Genomic DNA, 16,079 nt, shown 5'->3' with positions numbered 1-16,079 from the left:
GCCGATTGAGGTTGAGCATGCAGGCCAACGAAGTTAAGAGCTTTCTTGAAGGAAAGCTGCCCGGAACGAAAGTAGAAGTCGAGGGCGAAGGCTGCAATTTCCAGCTGAACGTGATTAGCGATGAACTGGCGGCGTTGAGCCCGGTCAAGCGTCAGCAGCAGGTCTATGCCCATTTGAACCCATGGATCACCGATGGCAGCATCCATGCGGTCACTATGAAATTTTTCAGCAGCGCGGCCTGGGCCGAGCGCACCTGAGCCCAAGGGCGTCGAGATTCTTATGGATAAATTGATTATTACTGGCGGTGCTCGTCTTGACGGCGAGATCCGCATCTCCGGGGCAAAGAACTCTGCCCTGCCGATCCTGGCGGCTACCCTGCTGTGCGATGGCCCGGTGACTGTGGCCAACCTGCCGCACCTGCACGACATCACCACCATGATCGAGCTGTTCGGGCGCATGGGTATCGAACCTGTGATCGACGAGAAGCTGGCCGTCGAAATCGACCCGCGCACCATCAAGACCCTGGTCGCACCTTACGAACTGGTTAAAACCATGCGTGCGTCGATTCTGGTGCTCGGTCCGATGGTTGCTCGTTTCGGTGAAGCCGAAGTCGCCTTGCCTGGCGGTTGCGCCATCGGTTCGCGTCCGGTTGACCTGCACATCCGTGGCCTGGAAGCCATGGGCGCCGTCATCGACGTCGAAGGCGGCTACATCAAGGCCAAGGCGCCTGAAGGTGGCCTGCGCGGTGCGCACTTCTTCTTCGATACCGTCAGCGTGACCGGTACCGAAAACATCATGATGGCCGCGGCCTTGGCCAAGGGCCGTAGCGTCCTGCAAAACGCCGCTCGCGAGCCTGAAGTGGTCGACCTGGCGAACTTCCTGAACGCCATGGGCGCCAAGGTTTCCGGCGCCGGTACCGATACCATCACCATCGATGGCGTCGAGCGTCTGCACACCACCACTTATAAAGTAATGCCTGACCGCATCGAAACCGGCACCTATCTGGTGGCGGCGGCGGTGACCGGTGGTCGTGTGAAGGTCAAGGATACGGATCCGACCATCCTCGAAGCCGTTCTGGAAAAACTCCGTGAGTCCGGTGCCGAAATCACCTGTGGCGAAGACTGGATCGAGCTGAACATGCACGGTAAGCGTCCGAAAGCCGTCAACGTGCGGACCGCTCCGTACCCGGCGTTCCCGACCGACATGCAGGCGCAGTTCATCTCCCTCAACGCCATTGCCGAAGGCACCGGCGCTGTGATCGAGACGATCTTCGAAAACCGCTTCATGCACGTCTACGAACTGCACCGCATGGGCGCCAAGATCCAGGTCGAAGGCAACACCGCCATCGTCACCGGTACCGAAAAGCTCAAGGGCGCGCCAGTGATGGCGACCGACCTGCGTGCTTCGGCCAGCCTGGTGATCTCGGCCCTGATCGCCGAAGGCGACACGCTGATCGACCGCATCTACCACATAGACCGTGGCTACGAGTGCATCGAAGAAAAACTGCAGATGCTGGGCGCCAAGATCCGTCGCGTTCCGGGCTAGTCCCTGCTGTATGGGCATAAGGACATGCCCGTTGATTTGTTGAAGTCGAGCCGTTTTCGGCTCGATGTGTGTCCGGCGCCATTTGCGACCGGGCATGAGTACCTTGATAAGGACTGACGTTTCCCATGTTGACCATCGCACTGTCCAAGGGCCGCATCCTTGACGACACCCTGCCGCTTCTGGCTGAAGCGGGCATCGTGCCGACCGAGAATCCGGACAAGAGCCGCAAGCTGATCATTCCCACGACCCAGGAAGATGTACGCCTGCTGATCGTGCGTGCCACCGATGTGCCGACTTACGTCGAGCATGGTGCCGCCGACCTCGGTGTCGCCGGTAAAGATGTGCTGATGGAATACGGCGGCCAGGGCCTGTATGAGCCGCTGGACCTGCAAATTGCCCAGTGCAAGCTGATGACCGCCGGCAAGGTCGGCGCGGTCGAGCCCAAGGGCCGCCTGCGTATCGCCACCAAGTTCGTCAACGTTGCCAAGCGCTACTACGCCGAACAGGGTCGTCAGGTCGACATCATCAAGCTCTACGGTTCGATGGAGCTGGCGCCGTTGATCGGCCTGGCGGACAAGATCATCGACGTGGTCGACACTGGTAACACGCTACGGGCCAACGGTCTGGAGCCACAGGATTTCATTGCTGCCATCAGCTCCCGGCTGATCGTCAACAAAGCTTCGATGAAGATGCAGCACGCCCGTATCCAGGCGTTGATCGACACCCTGCGCAAGGCAGTGGAGTCTCGACACCGCGGCTGATTCACCTGCGCGACGTTAAGTCGCGCCCGTCTATCCGCCTCATAGCCAGAATTCTCAGGTGCCCAAGCGGAAACGACTGCTAAGTTAGGGCGCCTGAGTTTTTGCCATTCCTATGAGGCTCTCGCTATGACCGCACCGACTGCAATTCGCCGACTCAACGCTGCTGACCCGGATTTCGCGCATCATCTGGATCATCTGCTGAGCTGGGAAAGTGTGTCTGACGACTCGGTCAATCAGCGGGTGCTGGACATCATCAAGGCTGTGCGTGAGCGTGGCGACGCGGCACTGGTGGACTTTACCCGCCAGTTCGACGGCCTGGACGTGAAGTCCATGGCCGACCTGATCCTGCCGCGTGAGCGTCTGGAATTGGCACTGACGCGCATTACCGTGGCTCAACGCGAAGCGCTGGAAGTCGCCGCCGCCCGTGTGCGCAGCTACCACGAAAAACAGAAGCAGGACTCCTGGAGCTACACCGAGGCCGACGGCACCGTGCTGGGCCAGAAAGTCACGCCGCTGGACCGTGCCGGCCTGTACGTACCCGGTGGCAAGGCGTCGTACCCGTCGTCGGTGTTGATGAACGCGATTCCGGCCAAGGTCGCCGGCGTCACCGAAGTGGTCATGGTCGTGCCGACCCCGCGCGGTGAAATCAATGAACTGGTGCTGGCCGCTGCCTGCATCGCCGGCGTCGACCGTGTGTTCACCATCGGTGGCGCTCAAGCCGTTGCCGCATTGGCTTACGGCACCGAAAGCGTGCCGAAGGTCGATAAAGTGGTCGGCCCGGGCAACATCTATGTCGCCACCGCCAAGCGCCACGTGTTCGGCCAGGTCGGAATCGACATGATCGCCGGTCCCTCCGAGATCCTGGTGGTGTGCGACGGCCAGACCGATCCGGACTGGATCGCCATGGACCTGTTCTCCCAGGCCGAACACGACGAAGACGCCCAGGCGATTCTGGTCAGTCCCGACGCCGAATTCCTCGACAAGGTCGCCGCCAGCATCGCCAAGCTGATGCCGACCATGGAGCGCGCCGCGATCATCGAAACCTCGATCAATGGCCGTGGTGCACTGATCAAGGTGCGCGACATGGAGCAAGCCATCGAAGTGGCCAACCGCATCGCGCCGGAGCACCTCGAATTGTCCGTTGCCGATCCACAAGCCTGGCTGCCGCAGATCCGCCACGCCGGTGCGATCTTCATGGGGCGCCACACCTCTGAAGCCTTGGGCGACTACTGCGCAGGTCCCAACCACGTGTTGCCGACCTCCGGCACCGCGCGTTTCTCCTCGCCGCTGGGTGTGTACGACTTCCAGAAACGCTCGTCGATCATCTTCTGTTCCGAGCAGGGCGCTTCCGAGTTGGGCAAAACCGCTTCCGTGCTGGCCCGTGGCGAATCGCTGACCGCCCACGCGCGTAGCGCCGAGTACCGCATCGTCGACGAAGACTTTCCACAAGGGCAGGGGAACTGAACATGAGTAAATTCTGGAGCCCGTTCGTCAAGAATCTGGTGCCTTACGTCCCGGGCGAGCAGCCGAAGCTGGCAAAACTGGTGAAGCTCAACACCAATGAAAATCCGTACGGTCCATCGCCCAAAGCCTTGGCCGCGATGCAAACCGAACTGAACGACAACCTGCGTCTGTACCCGGACCCGAACAGCGATCTGCTGAAGAACGCGGTCGCCAGGTACTACGGTGTGCAAAGCAATCAAGTGTTCCTCGGCAACGGTTCCGATGAAGTGCTGGCGCACATCTTCCACGGTTTGCTGCAGCACGATCAGCCGCTGTTGTTCCCGGACATCAGCTACAGCTTCTACCCGGTCTACTGCGGTTTGTATGGCATCAAGTTCGACGCGGTGCCGCTGGACGAGCAGTTCCAGATCAACCCGGCGGACTATGCCAGGCCGAACGGCGGGATCATCTTCCCCAACCCGAACGCACCGACCGGCTGCCTGTTGGCGCTGGAAGCGGTGGAGCAGATTCTCAAGGCAAGCCGGGATTCGGTGGTGGTGGTCGACGAGGCCTACATCGACTTCGGTGGCGAGACGGCAATCACCCTGGTGGACCGTTATCCGAACCTGCTGGTGACCCAGACCCTGTCCAAGTCCCGTTCCCTGGCGGGCCTGCGGGTTGGATTGGCGGTCGGCCATCCGGACCTGATCGAGGCGCTGGAGCGGATCAAGAACAGCTTCAACTCCTATCCGCTGGATCGCATGGCGAATGTCGGCGCTGCCGCCGCGTTCGAGGATCGCGAGTATTTCGACAAGACCTGCCGGTTGGTGATCGAGAATCGCGAGAAGGTCGTTGCACAGCTGGAGGAGAAGGGCTTTGAAGTGCTGCCATCGGCGGCGAACTTCATTTTTGCCCGTCACCCCCGGCACGATGCGGCGGGGCTTGCGGCGAAGCTGCGCGAGCAAGGCGTGATCGTCCGGCACTTCAAGCAGGAGCGGATTGCCCAGTTCCTGCGGATCTCCATCGGCACGCCAGAGCAGAATCAGGCGCTGATCGACGGCCTGGGCGACTTGTAAAACCAGGCACGACCCTGTGGGAGCGAGCTTGCTCGCGATAGCGGATTTACAGTCAACGAGTATGTTGAATGTTATTGCCTCATCGTCGGAGCGCCGCCCGGAGCAAGCTCGCTCCCACAGGTTTTTGGGTTGTCCGCTTACTCTTCTTCTTTTTCCTTGATCGGAGCCGGCGGCGGACGCAGGCCGACTTCAGCCATCAGCTTGAGCTCCTTGCCGTTGCGCATCACCTCGATCGCGACCTTGTCGGTCGGCTTGATCCGCGCTACCTGATTCATCGAGCGACGGCCATCACCGGCCGGTTCGCCATCGATGGCAAGAATCACATCACCCAGTTGCAGACCGGCCTTCTGTGCCGGGCCATCGCGGAAAATTCCCGCCACGACAATGCCTGGACGACCGGACAAGCCGAACGACTCGGCCAGTTCCTGGGTCAGCGGCTGCACCTCGATACCCAGCCAGCCACGAATCACCTGGCCGTGCTCGATGATCGACTTCATCACTTCCATCGCCAGCTTCACGGGGATTGCGAACCCAATGCCCTGGGAGCCCCCGGACTTGGAAAAGATCGCCGTGTTGATGCCGGTCAGGTTGCCGATGGCATCCACCAGCGCACCGCCTGAGTTGCCCGGGTTGATCGCCGCATCGGTCTGGATGAAGTCTTCGTAGTTGTTCAGGCCCAATTGATTGCGCCCGGTGGCGCTGATGATGCCCATGGTTACGGTCTGGCCGACGCCGAAGGGGTTGCCGATGGCCAGCGCGACATCGCCGATGCGGATGTTGTCGGAACGCCCCACGGTGATCGCCGGCAGGTTTTTCAAGTCGATTTTCAGAACCGCGAGGTCGGTCTCCGGGTCGCTGCCGATCACTCGCGCCAGGGTTTCCCGGCCGTCCTTGAGCGCCACCACGATCTGGTCGGCACCGCTGGTCACGTGGTTGTTGGTCAGGATGTAGCCTTCCGGGCTCATGATCACGCCGGAACCGAGGCTCGACTCCATGCGTTTCTGCTTGGGCGAGTTATCGCCGAAGAAGCGACGAAACTGCGGATCTTCGAACAGCGGATGGTTGGGTTTGTTGATGACTTTGGTGGTGTACAGGTTCACAACCGATGGCGCCGCGGTGGATACCGCTTCGGCATAAGACACCGGACCCTGCTGCATGCTGGTGGTTTGCGGCGCTTGTTGCAGATTGACGTCGAGGCTCGGGAGCCCGACCCACTGCGGGTAACGCTGGATTATCAAAAGAGCGACAAGCACGCCGGCCAACAGCGGCCAGCCGGAAAAACGCAGCGCCTTGAGCATTAAGCAGTTCCTGAGAGAGTTGCAGGCGGTCTGAGACCGCTCATAATGACGCGCATTATACGAGGCCGCACGCGCCTCTGAACGGGATATTTAGGAGTCTTTTATGGCCGTCGCCCTGAGCACCCTGGTCGAAGAAGCCGACCGCTACCTCAACAGCGCCAAAATCGCCGATTATTGCCCCAACGGCCTGCAGGTCGAGGGGCGGCCACAAGTGATGCGCATTGTCAGTGGGGTCACCGCCAGCCAGGCCTTGCTCGATGCGGCCGTGGAGGCCAACGCAGACCTGGTGCTGGTGCATCATGGCTACTTCTGGAAAGGTGAAAATCCGTGCATCACCGGCATGAAGCAGCGCCGCTTGAAGACCCTGCTCAAGCACGATATCAGCCTGTTGTCCTATCACCTGCCGCTGGACCTGCACCCGGATGTCGGCAATAACGCGCAGCTCGCACGGCAACTCGACATCACCGTCGAAGGACCGCTGGATCCGGACAACCTGAAGATTGTCGGCCTGGTCGGCTCGTTGAACGAGCCAATGATGCCCCGGGATTTCGCCCGCCGCGTCCAGGAAGTGATGGGGCGTGAGCCACTGTTGATCGAAGGCAGCGCCATGATCCGCCGCGTCGGCTGGTGCACCGGTGGTGGCCAGGGTTACATCGATCAAGCCATTCTGGCGGGTGTCGATCTGTACCTCAGCGGCGAGGCTTCCGAGCAAACCTTCCACAGCGCCAGGGAAAACGACATCAGCTTCATCGCCGCCGGTCACCATGCGACCGAGCGCTACGGCGTTCAGGCGCTGGGGGATTATCTGGCCCGTCGGTTTGCGCTCGAGCACATCTTCATCGATTGCCCGAATCCGATCTGAAAGCGCACCCTCTTCCTGTAGGAGCGAGCTTGCTCGCGATGAACCTGAAGACACCACGGGGTGTCAGACTCACAGCGTCATCGTTGACGACCATCGCGAGCAGGCTCGCTCCTACAGGCCAAACAGGCAGGCATATTCATATGCTCTTTCGATCTAGTTGGCGTCCTGATTAGAAGGGGGCGCTGTGCTAGGATCCCCGCTCGAACACGGCCCGGTGGCCGTTCATAAGAAAGTTTTCGTGAGTAGCCATGGTCGACAAACTGACGCATCTGAAACAGCTGGAGGCGGAAAGCATCCACATCATCCGCGAGGTGGCCGCCGAGTTCGATAACCCGGTGATGCTGTACTCCATCGGTAAAGACTCCGCCGTGATGCTGCATCTGGCACGCAAGGCGTTCTTCCCGGGCAAGCTGCCGTTTCCGGTGATGCACGTCGACACTCGCTGGAAATTCAAGGAGATGTACAGCTTCCGCGACAAGATGGTCGCCGAGCTGGGCCTCGACCTGATCACCCACGTCAACCCGGACGGCGTGGCGCAGGACATCAACCCGTTCACCCACGGCAGCGCCAAGCACACCGACATCATGAAGACCGAGGGCCTCAAGCAGGCACTCGACAAGTATGGTTTCGACGCAGCATTCGGCGGCGCCCGTCGCGATGAAGAGAAATCCCGCGCCAAAGAGCGCGTGTACTCGTTCCGCGACAGCAAGCACCGCTGGGATCCGAAAAACCAGCGCCCCGAGCTGTGGAACGTCTACAACGGCAAGGTCAACAAGGGCGAGTCGATCCGCGTCTTCCCGCTGTCGAACTGGACCGAGCTGGACATCTGGCAGTACATCTACCTTGAAGGCATCCCGATCGTTCCGCTGTATTTCGCCGCCGAGCGTGAAGTCATCGAGAAGAACGGCACGCTGATCATGATCGACGACGAGCGCATCCTCGAGCACCTGAGCGACGAAGACAAAGCGCGCATCGTCAAAAAGAAAGTGCGTTTCCGTACCCTTGGTTGCTACCCGTTGACGGGCGCGGTGGAGTCCGAGGCCGAAAGCCTCACGGACATCATTCAGGAAATGCTCCTGACGCGAACTTCCGAGCGCCAGGGCCGTGTCATCGACCACGATGGCGCAGGCTCGATGGAAGACAAAAAACGTCAGGGTTATTTCTAAGGGGTTGTCATGTCGCACGCATCTGATTTGATCAGCGAGGACATCCTCGCCTACCTGGGCCAGCACGAACGTAAAGAGCTGCTGCGCTTTCTGACCTGCGGTAACGTCGACGACGGCAAGAGCACCCTGATCGGGCGCCTGCTGCACGACTCCAAGATGATCTACGAAGATCACCTGGAAGCCATTACCCGCGATTCGAAAAAAGTCGGCACCACCGGCGAAGACATCGACCTGGCGCTGCTGGTCGACGGCCTGCAGGCCGAGCGTGAACAAGGCATCACCATCGATGTCGCGTACCGCTACTTCTCCACCGCCAAGCGCAAATTCATCATCGCCGACACCCCAGGCCACGAGCAGTACACCCGCAACATGGCCACCGGTGCCTCCACCTGTGACCTGGCGATCATCCTGGTCGACGCCCGTTACGGCGTGCAGACCCAGACCCGTCGCCACAGCTTCATCGCCTCGTTGCTGGGCATCAAGCACATAGTCGTGGCCATCAACAAGATGGACCTCAAGGACTTCGACCAGGGTGTGTTCGAGTCGATCAAGGCCGACTACCTGCAGTTCGCCGAAGGCTTGAAGCTCAAGCCCACCAGCATGCACTTCGTGCCGATGTCTGCGCTGAAAGGCGACAACGTGGTGAACAAGTCCGAGCGCTCGCCGTGGTACACCGGCCAATCGCTGATGGAGATCCTCGAGACCGTGGAAGTGGCGGGCGATCGCAACTTCACCGACTTGCGTTTCCCGGTTCAGTACGTCAACCGTCCGAACCTGAACTTCCGTGGCTTCGCCGGCACCCTGGCCAGCGGCATCGTCAAGAAAGGCGACGAAGTCGTGGTCCTGCCGTCGGGCAAGAGCAGCCGCGTGAAATCCATCGTCACCTTCGAAGGTGAACTGGAGCACGCAGGTCCTGGTCAGGCTGTAACGCTGACCATGGAAGACGAAATCGATATTTCCCGTGGCGACCTGTTGGTACATGCCGACAACGTGCCGCCAGTCACCGACAGCTTCGAAGCGATGCTGGTGTGGATGGCTGAGGAACCGATGCTGCCGGGCAAGAAGTACGACATCAAACGCGCCACCAGTTACGTGCCTGGCTCCATCGCCAGCATCGTCAACAAGGTCGACGTGAACACCCTGGAAGAAGGTCCGGCCAGTGCGTTGCAGCTGAACGAAATCGGCAAGGTCAAGATCGCGCTCGATGCGCCGATTGCCCTCGACGGTTACGACAGCAACCGCACCACCGGCGCCTTCATCATCATCGACCGCTTGACCAACGGCACCGTTGGCGCGGGCATGATCGTCGCCCAGCCTGTAGCTCACGGCAGCTCCACGCACCACGGCAAACTAGCTCACGTCGCCACCGAAGAGCGTGCACAGCGCTTCGGCCAGCAACCGGCCACCGTGTTGTTCAGCGGCTTGTCGGGCGCGGGCAAAAGCACCCTGGCGTATGCGGTTGAACGCAAGCTGTTCGACCTGGGCCGTGCGGTGTTCGTGCTCGATGGCCAGAACCTGCGTCACGACCTCAACAAAGGTCTGCCACAGGATCGCGCCGGGCGTACCGAGAACTGGCGTCGTGCCGCGCACGTGGCGCGTCAGTTCAACGAGGCTGGCCTGCTGACCCTCGCTGCGTTCGTTGCCCCGAGTGCCGAAGGGCGTGAACAGGCCCGGGAACTGATCGGCAAGGAGCGTCTGCTGACGGTCTACGTCCAGGCTTCGCCGACGGTCTGCGCCGAGCGTGATCCGCAAGGTTTGTACGCGGCGGCCGGGGATAACATCCCGGGCGAGTCCTTCCCGTACGATGTGCCGCTGGATGCCGACCTGGTGATCGACACCCAGTCCGTGTCGCTGGAGGAAGGCGTCAAGCAAGTGCTGGGTCTGCTGCGTGAGCGTGGCGCGATCTAAGCGCTGACCGGTAAAAAGAAACCCGTCGATGAGTGATCATCGGCGGGTTTTTTTGTGTCTGGTAATCAGTCAAAACAAACACTAAACCTGTGGGAGCGAGCTTGCTCGCGATAGCGGCGGATCAGTCGACATCAATGTTGAATGTCAGTCCGCAATCGCGAGCAAGCTCGCTCCCACAAGGGATTAGTGTTTGCCTGGGAATTCGTGGTGCAGCTGTTCCAGTAATGCATCCTTGTCCAGCCACAACTGATTGATCCAGCCCTGAAACTGCAGGCGGTATTCACCGTCCTGGTCATAGTTCTTGCCGATGAACTGCGGCGGGATCTTCAGTTCTTCAAAGTGCACCACCACGTCCGCAACGTTCCCGCACAGCAAATCCCAGAAACCCGGGCGCCCGGCGGGGTAGTGGATGGTCACGTTGACCAGGGATTCAAGCTGCTCACCCATCGCATCCAGCACAAAGGCAATGCCGCCGGCCTTGGCCTTGAGCAGGTACTTGAAGGGTGACTGCTGTTGCTTGTGCTTGCCCTCGGTGAAGCGCGTGCCTTCGACGAAGTTGAAAATGCCCACCGGGTTGTCGCGGAATTTCGCACAGGTCTTGCGGGTGGTTTCCAGGTCCTTGCCTTTCTTCTCCGGGTGCTTTTCCAGATAGGCCTTGGAGTAACGCTTCATGAACGGAAAGCCCAGCGCCCACCAGGCCAGACCGATCACCGGAACCCAGATCAGCTCCTGCTTGAGAAAGAACTTCAGCGGCTGAATGCGCCGGTTTAGCACGTATTGCAGCACCAGGATGTCGACCCAGCTCTGGTGGTTGCTGGTGATCAGGTACGAATGCTGATAGTCGAGGCCTTGCAGGCCGCTGATGTGCCAGCGTGTGCGGCGCACCAGGTTCATCCAGCCTTTGTTGATGCTGATCCAGGCTTCGTGGGTATGGCTCATCAGCCAGCCCGCGAGGCGCTGGGTGAGGGCGAACGGCAATACCTTGACGAGTGCCACGCAGAACAGGAACGAGCAGAGCAGAATCGTGTTCAATGCCAACAGCATCGAGGCGATCACGCCCCGCAGCGCAGCAGGTAAGAAGTCCAGCATTTACACATCCATAGGTCGGTTGGCGGCTTGAATCGCGGTCAGGGCGATGGTGTAGACGATGTCATCGACCTGCGCGCCGCGCGGCAAATCGTTCACCGGTTTGCGCAGGCCTTGCAGCATCGGCCCGAGGCTGACGCAGTCGGCGCTGCGCTGTACGGCCTTGTGCGTGGTATTGCCGGTGTTGAGGTCGGGGAATACGTACACCGTGGCACGACCGGCCACCTGACTGTTCGGCGCCAGTTGCCGGGCCACGCTTTCGTTGGCGGCGGCGTCGTACTGCAAGGGGCCGTCGATCAGCAGCGAGTGCTGTTGTTCGTGGGCGAGCAGGGTTGCCTCGCGGACCTTCTCGACTTCTTCGCCGCTGGCCGACTCGCCGCTGGAGTAGCTGATCATCGCCACCCGTGGCGTGATGCCGAACGCAGCGGCCGAATCAGCGCTTTGCAGGGCGATCTCGGCCAGTTCACTGGCGCTCGGGTGCGGGTTCATCACGCAGTCGCCGTAGACCAGCACCTCTTCCGGAAACAGCATGAAGAACACCGACGACACCAGGGTGCAGCCTGGCGCGGTTTTAATCAGCTGCAGGGCCGGGCGGATGGTGTTGGCGGTGGTGTTGATCACGCCCGATACGAGGCCGTCGACTTCATCCAGGGCCAGCATCATGGTGCCGATCACCACGGTGTCTTCCAGTTGTTGCTCGGCCATTGGCGCATTGAGGCTTTTGCTTTTGCGCAGCGCGACCATCGGCTCGACATAGCGTTCGCGGATCGAGTCCGGATCGATGATTTCCAGGCCCGGTGGCAACTCGATGCCCTGGGCACGGGCGACGGCCTGCACGTCCTCGGGCTTGGCCAGCAACACACAGCGAGCGATGCCACGGGCCTGGCAGATCGCGGCGGCCTGCACGGTCAGCGGCTCGCTGCCTTCGGGCAGTACGATGCGCTTGTTGGCCGCCTGGGCGCGCTGGATCAGTTGATAGCGGAACACCGCTGGCGACAGGCGCATCTCCCGTGGTGTGCCGCAGCGCTGATGCAGCCAGTTGGCATCGAGGTGGCTGGCGATGAAATCGGTGATGATTTCGGCGCGCTCGCGGTCATCGATGGGGATTTCCTTGTTCAGGCCATTGAGCAGGTTGGCGGTGTCGTAGGAGCCGGTACTCACCGACAGCACCGGCAATCCGGCCTGCAGGGCACCGCGACACAGGTCCATGATGCGTGGGTCGGGCAGGGTGTCGCTGGTCAGCAGCAGGCCGGCCAGAGGCACGCCGTTCAAGGCCGCAAGACTGACGGCGAGGATGATGTCGTCGCGGTCGCCAGGGGTCACCACCAGCACGCCGGGCTTGAGCAACTCCACGGTGTTACGCATGGTGCGGGCGCAAATGATGATCTTGGTCATGCGCCGGGTTTCGTAATCACCGGCGTTGAGCACTTGCGCGCCCATCAGGTCGGCGACGTCGCGGGTGCGCGGGGCGTTCAGTTCCGGCTGGAACGGAATGCAGCCGAGCAAGCGGAAATCACCACTGCGCAGCAACGGCGAATGCTCTTTCAGGCGCGTGGCGAAGGCCTCCATGCTTTCTTCGGTCTTGACCTTGTTGAGGATCACACCGAGGACTTTCGGGTCTTTCGGGCCGCCGAACAACTGCGCCTGCAACTCGACGCGACCGGAGAGCTCGGTCAGCACTTCGTTTTCCGGTGCCGAGACCAGGATCACCTCGGCGTCGAGGCTCTTGGCCAGGTGCAGGTTGACCCGCGCGGCATAACTGGCGCTGCGGGTCGGCACCATGCCTTCGACGATCAGCACGTCCTTGCCGATGGCAGCCTGCTGATAAAGGGTGATGATTTCTTCGAGCAACTCATCGAGCTGGCCGTCGCCGAGCATGCGCTCGACATGGGCCAGGCCCAGGGGCTGGGGCGGTTTCAAACCGTGGGTACGCGCCACCAGTTCGGTGGAACGTTCCGGGCCTGTGTCGCCCGGATGCGGCTGGGCAATCGGTTTGAAAAAACCGACCTTGAGCCCGGCCCGCTCAAGGGTGCGCACCAGCCCGAGGCTGATGGAGGTCAGACCCACACCAAAATCGGTGGGCGCGATAAAAAAAGTTTGCATGCGGATTCTCTGAAGGAGCATGGCAAAGGTGATCATCTATATCTGACGATCTACCGAAATTCAGTCGCCAAGGTTATCGCTAACCGAGCCCTGTGCGCACCAACCGCAAGCAAAGGGCTGGCCTATTTTTTCAAGGCGTTGCACAGGGTCCATGACCCAGGCGCGGGATTGCCAGGGTGGCTGGTGCCGCAGGTGCTGGGTGTGGCCGCAGGAAAGCTCGGCCACCCAGTGTCCGTCCTCGTCCTGATGGAAGCCTGTGATCGTCGAATCCCGTCTGTCCGGGTTGTGTTCGCTTTCGGACGATTGCTTCGCTAAACTTGGCCTTTCAATTTTCCTATGCAAAAGGTCTCGCCCCATGCTGATCGCCGCCAATAAGGCTGTCTCCATCGACTATACCCTGACCAACGACGCTGGTGAGGTCATCGACAGCTCCGCCGGCGGCGCGCCGCTGGTCTACCTGCAAGGTGCAGGCAACATCATCCCGGGCCTGGAAAAGGCTCTGGAAGGCAAGGCTGTCGGCGACGAGCTGACCGTAGCCGTTGAACCGGAAGACGCTTACGGCGAATACGCCGCCGAACTGGTCAGCACCCTGAGCCGCAGCATGTTCGAAGGCGTCGACGAGCTGGAAGTGGGCATGCAGTTCCACGCTTCCGCTCCGGACGGCCAGATGCAGATCGTGACCATCCGTGATCTGGACGGCGACGACGTCACCGTTGACGGCAACCACCCGTTGGCCGGTCAGCGCCTGAATTTCCAGGTCAAGATCGTTGCCATCCGTGACGCCAGCCAGGAAGAAATCGCTCATGGTCACGTCCATGGCGAAGGTGGCCATCACCACTGATTTCTGCGCTAAGCTCAGATAACTGGAGAGGCGCCTTGTGGGCGCCTTTTTAGTCTGCGGCCGTCCCTGATGACACCGCCAAGTGGCTGTTTCGAGAAGAACACGGGAATCTGGAGTACGCCATGAGTGCTTTTCACGACCTTAAATTGACAGCCCTGGATGGACAGGAGCTACCTCTGGCGCCTTTCAAAGGCCAAGTCGTACTGGTGGTCAACGTCGCCTCCAAATGCGGCCTGACCCCGCAGTACGCGGCGCTGGAAAACCTCCATCAGCAATTCAAGGCCAAGGGCTTCAGCGTCCTGGGCTTGCCGTGCAACCAGTTTGCCGGGCAGGAACCGGGGACCGAGCAGGAAATCAAGGATTTCTGCAGCCTCAACTATGGCGTGACCTTTCCGTTGTCCAGCAAGCTGGAAGTCAACGGGCATGAACGTCATCAGTTGTATCGCCTGCTGGCGGGAGAGGGCGCGGAATTTCCCGGCGACATCACCTGGAACTTCGAGAAGTTCCTGCTGGGCAAGGACGGGCGTGTGCTGGCACGGTTCTCGCCACGCACGGCGCCGGATGATCCGACCATCGTTCACGCGATTGAAAAAGCGCTGAGCTGATATCCCCCCTATAGGAGCGAGCTCGCTCGCGATGGTTGTAGGAACACCGCGGGGCATCAGACCGCCAGCGTTATCGTTGACCACCATCGCGAGCAAGCTCGCTCCTACATCACCCAAATCAATAGTGCTGTTCAGTACGTGCGAACCTCCATATTATCGCCGTCATAAAGTCATTCCTGTGGAGCGTCCCATGCCCGTCAAAGCCCTGTTCAAACCGTTCCACCTCGGCACCCTCGAACTGCCGACCCGCGTCGTCATGGCGCCGATGACCCGCTCCTTTTCCCCAGGCGGCGTGCCTAATTCCAAAGTGATCGAGTACTACCGTCGCCGCGCCGCAGCTGGCGTCGGCCTGATCATCACCGAAGGCACCACCGTCGGTCACAAGGCTTCCAACGGCTACCCGAACGTTCCGCATTTCTATGGCGAAGCAGCCCTGGCCGGTTGGAAGAAAGTCGTCGACGCCGTTCACGCCGAAGGCGGCAAGATTGTTCCGCAGTTGTGGCACGTGGGCAGCGTGCGCCGTATCGGCACCGAGCCGGACGCCAGCGTGCCGGGTTATGGCCCGTCGGAAAAACTGAAGGAAGGTCAGGTCGTGGTTCACGGCATGACCAAACAGGATATCCAGGACGTGATCGCCGCGTTCGCCCAGGCCGCCAGGGATGCCCAGAGCATCGGCATGGACGGCGTGGAAATCCACGGTGCCCACGGTTATCTGGTGGACCAGTTCTTCTGGGAAGGCAGCAACCAGCGTACCGACGAATACGGCGGCAGCCTGGCCAACCGTTCGCGCTTCGCCATTGAATTGATTCAGGCCGTGCGTGCCGCGGTCGGTGAAGGTTTCCCGATCATCTTCCGTTTCTCCCAGTGGAAGCAGCAGGACTACACCGCACGTCTGGTGCAAACCCCTGAAGCCTTGGGCGAGTTCCTCAAGCCGTTGGCCGACGCGGGCGTGGACATTTTCCACTGTTCGACCCGCCGCTTCTGGGAGCCGGAGTTCGACGGTTCCGAGCTGAACCTGGCTGGCTGGACCCGCCAACTCACCGGCAAGCCGACCATCACCGTGGGCAGTGTCGGCCTGGACGGCGAGTTCCTGCAGTTCATGGTTAGCACCGACAAGGTCGCGCAGCCTGCCAGCCTGGAAAAACTGCTGGAGCGCCTGAACAACGATGAGTTCGACCTGGTGGCGGTCGGTCGTGCCTTGCTGGTGGACCCGGACTGGGCGCAGAAAGTGCGCGACGGCCGTGAAGAGGACATTCTGCCGTTCAGTCGTGAGGCGTTGATGACGCTGGTTTAAGCGGCGACCGGGAAGGCCTCATCGCGAGCAAGCTGAACTGGTCAAGTAATCCCGGACACCGGTTACGGTGTTTATGCCGCTTTTTGCTCCA

At 60.8% G+C, this 16,079-nt stretch carries 15 protein-coding genes; 11 read left to right on the top strand and 4 right to left on the bottom strand.

Annotated features, from left to right (window positions below; translation table 11 throughout):
* The first annotated feature begins 17 nt into the window (after positions 1–17).
* From AC1RDQ_RS27510 to hisC, 5 genes are all read left to right on the top strand, one after another.
* Positions 18–257, top strand: a complete 240-nt coding sequence (locus AC1RDQ_RS27510) for a BolA family protein (protein WP_020796650.1) — start codon at positions 18–20, stop codon at positions 255–257.
* Positions 258–279: 22 nt separating this feature from the next.
* Positions 280–1,545: a UDP-N-acetylglucosamine 1-carboxyvinyltransferase gene (gene murA, locus AC1RDQ_RS27505; RefSeq protein ID WP_056728381.1), complete on the top strand. Its 1,266-nt coding sequence runs from the start codon at positions 280–282 to the stop codon at positions 1,543–1,545.
* Positions 1,546–1,670: 125 nt separating this feature from the next.
* A complete protein-coding gene (gene hisG, locus AC1RDQ_RS27500) occupies positions 1,671–2,306 on the top strand; it encodes an ATP phosphoribosyltransferase (protein ID WP_008018703.1) in 636 nt (211 codons plus the stop codon).
* 126 nt (positions 2,307–2,432) lie between these two features.
* On the top strand, positions 2,433–3,770 hold the full coding sequence (gene hisD / locus AC1RDQ_RS27495; RefSeq protein ID WP_057716412.1) for a histidinol dehydrogenase: 1,338 nt from the start codon (positions 2,433–2,435) through the stop codon (positions 3,768–3,770).
* Between the two features lie 2 nt (positions 3,771–3,772).
* A complete protein-coding gene (hisC, locus tag AC1RDQ_RS27490; RefSeq protein WP_492588655.1) occupies positions 3,773–4,825 on the top strand; it encodes a histidinol-phosphate transaminase in 1,053 nt (350 codons plus the stop codon).
* A 137-nt stretch (positions 4,826–4,962) separates the two neighbouring features.
* Here the strand turns inward: hisC and algW are convergent, their stop codons facing one another.
* Positions 4,963–6,123 (bottom strand): Do family serine endopeptidase AlgW, encoded by a 1,161-nt coding sequence (gene algW / locus AC1RDQ_RS27485; RefSeq protein WP_057716410.1) that lies wholly within the window; start codon positions 6,121–6,123, stop codon positions 4,963–4,965.
* A 103-nt stretch (positions 6,124–6,226) separates the two neighbouring features.
* On the opposite strand from algW, the gene AC1RDQ_RS27480 reads away from it, so the two are divergent.
* From AC1RDQ_RS27480 to cysN, 3 genes are all read left to right on the top strand, one after another.
* Positions 6,227–6,985 carry a Nif3-like dinuclear metal center hexameric protein gene (locus tag AC1RDQ_RS27480; RefSeq protein WP_102669093.1) on the top strand — a complete coding sequence of 253 codons (759 nt, stop codon included), beginning with the start codon at positions 6,227–6,229 and terminating at the stop codon, positions 6,983–6,985.
* Positions 6,986–7,233: 248 nt separating this feature from the next.
* Complete coding sequence (gene cysD, locus AC1RDQ_RS27475; RefSeq protein ID WP_008046199.1) at positions 7,234–8,151, top strand: sulfate adenylyltransferase subunit CysD; 918 nt, start codon at positions 7,234–7,236, stop codon at positions 8,149–8,151.
* 9 nt (positions 8,152–8,160) lie between these two features.
* On the top strand, positions 8,161–10,059 hold the full coding sequence (gene cysN, locus AC1RDQ_RS27470) for a sulfate adenylyltransferase subunit CysN (protein ID WP_090453099.1): 1,899 nt from the start codon (positions 8,161–8,163) through the stop codon (positions 10,057–10,059).
* Between the two features lie 183 nt (positions 10,060–10,242).
* On the opposite strand, the gene yihG is transcribed toward cysN, so the two are convergent.
* The 3 genes from yihG to AC1RDQ_RS27455 are packed head-to-tail and all read right to left on the bottom strand — an operon-like array spanning position 10,243 to position 13,635.
* Entirely contained in the window at positions 10,243–11,148 is a 906-nt protein-coding gene (gene yihG / locus AC1RDQ_RS27465) for a 1-acylglycerol-3-phosphate O-acyltransferase, YihG family (RefSeq protein ID WP_492588653.1), read from the bottom strand.
* Complete coding sequence (gene pta, locus AC1RDQ_RS27460; RefSeq protein ID WP_429520772.1) at positions 11,149–13,248, bottom strand: phosphate acetyltransferase; 2,100 nt, start codon at positions 13,246–13,248, stop codon at positions 11,149–11,151.
* A 60-nt stretch (positions 13,249–13,308) separates the two neighbouring features.
* Positions 13,309–13,635: a DUF3565 domain-containing protein gene (locus tag AC1RDQ_RS27455; protein ID WP_057716672.1), complete on the bottom strand. Its 327-nt coding sequence runs from the start codon at positions 13,633–13,635 to the stop codon at positions 13,309–13,311.
* Between AC1RDQ_RS27455 and AC1RDQ_RS27450 the strand changes: the two genes are divergently transcribed.
* From AC1RDQ_RS27450 to AC1RDQ_RS27440, 3 genes are all read left to right on the top strand, one after another.
* Entirely contained in the window at positions 13,604–14,089 is a 486-nt protein-coding gene (locus AC1RDQ_RS27450) for an FKBP-type peptidyl-prolyl cis-trans isomerase (protein WP_007942189.1), read from the top strand. The genes AC1RDQ_RS27455 and AC1RDQ_RS27450 overlap by 32 nt on opposite strands.
* A gap of 122 nt (positions 14,090–14,211) precedes the next feature.
* Positions 14,212–14,694 carry a glutathione peroxidase gene (locus AC1RDQ_RS27445; RefSeq protein ID WP_150812800.1) on the top strand — a complete coding sequence of 161 codons (483 nt, stop codon included), beginning with the start codon at positions 14,212–14,214 and terminating at the stop codon, positions 14,692–14,694.
* Positions 14,695–14,884: 190 nt separating this feature from the next.
* Positions 14,885–15,988: an NADH:flavin oxidoreductase gene (locus AC1RDQ_RS27440; protein ID WP_492588651.1), complete on the top strand. Its 1,104-nt coding sequence runs from the start codon at positions 14,885–14,887 to the stop codon at positions 15,986–15,988.
* Positions 15,989–16,079 lie beyond the last annotated feature (91 nt).

It is taken from the genome of Pseudomonas sp. GW823-FHT02E01 (assembly GCF_058797535.1).
This window is presented reverse-complemented; position numbering and strand designations above follow the sequence as displayed.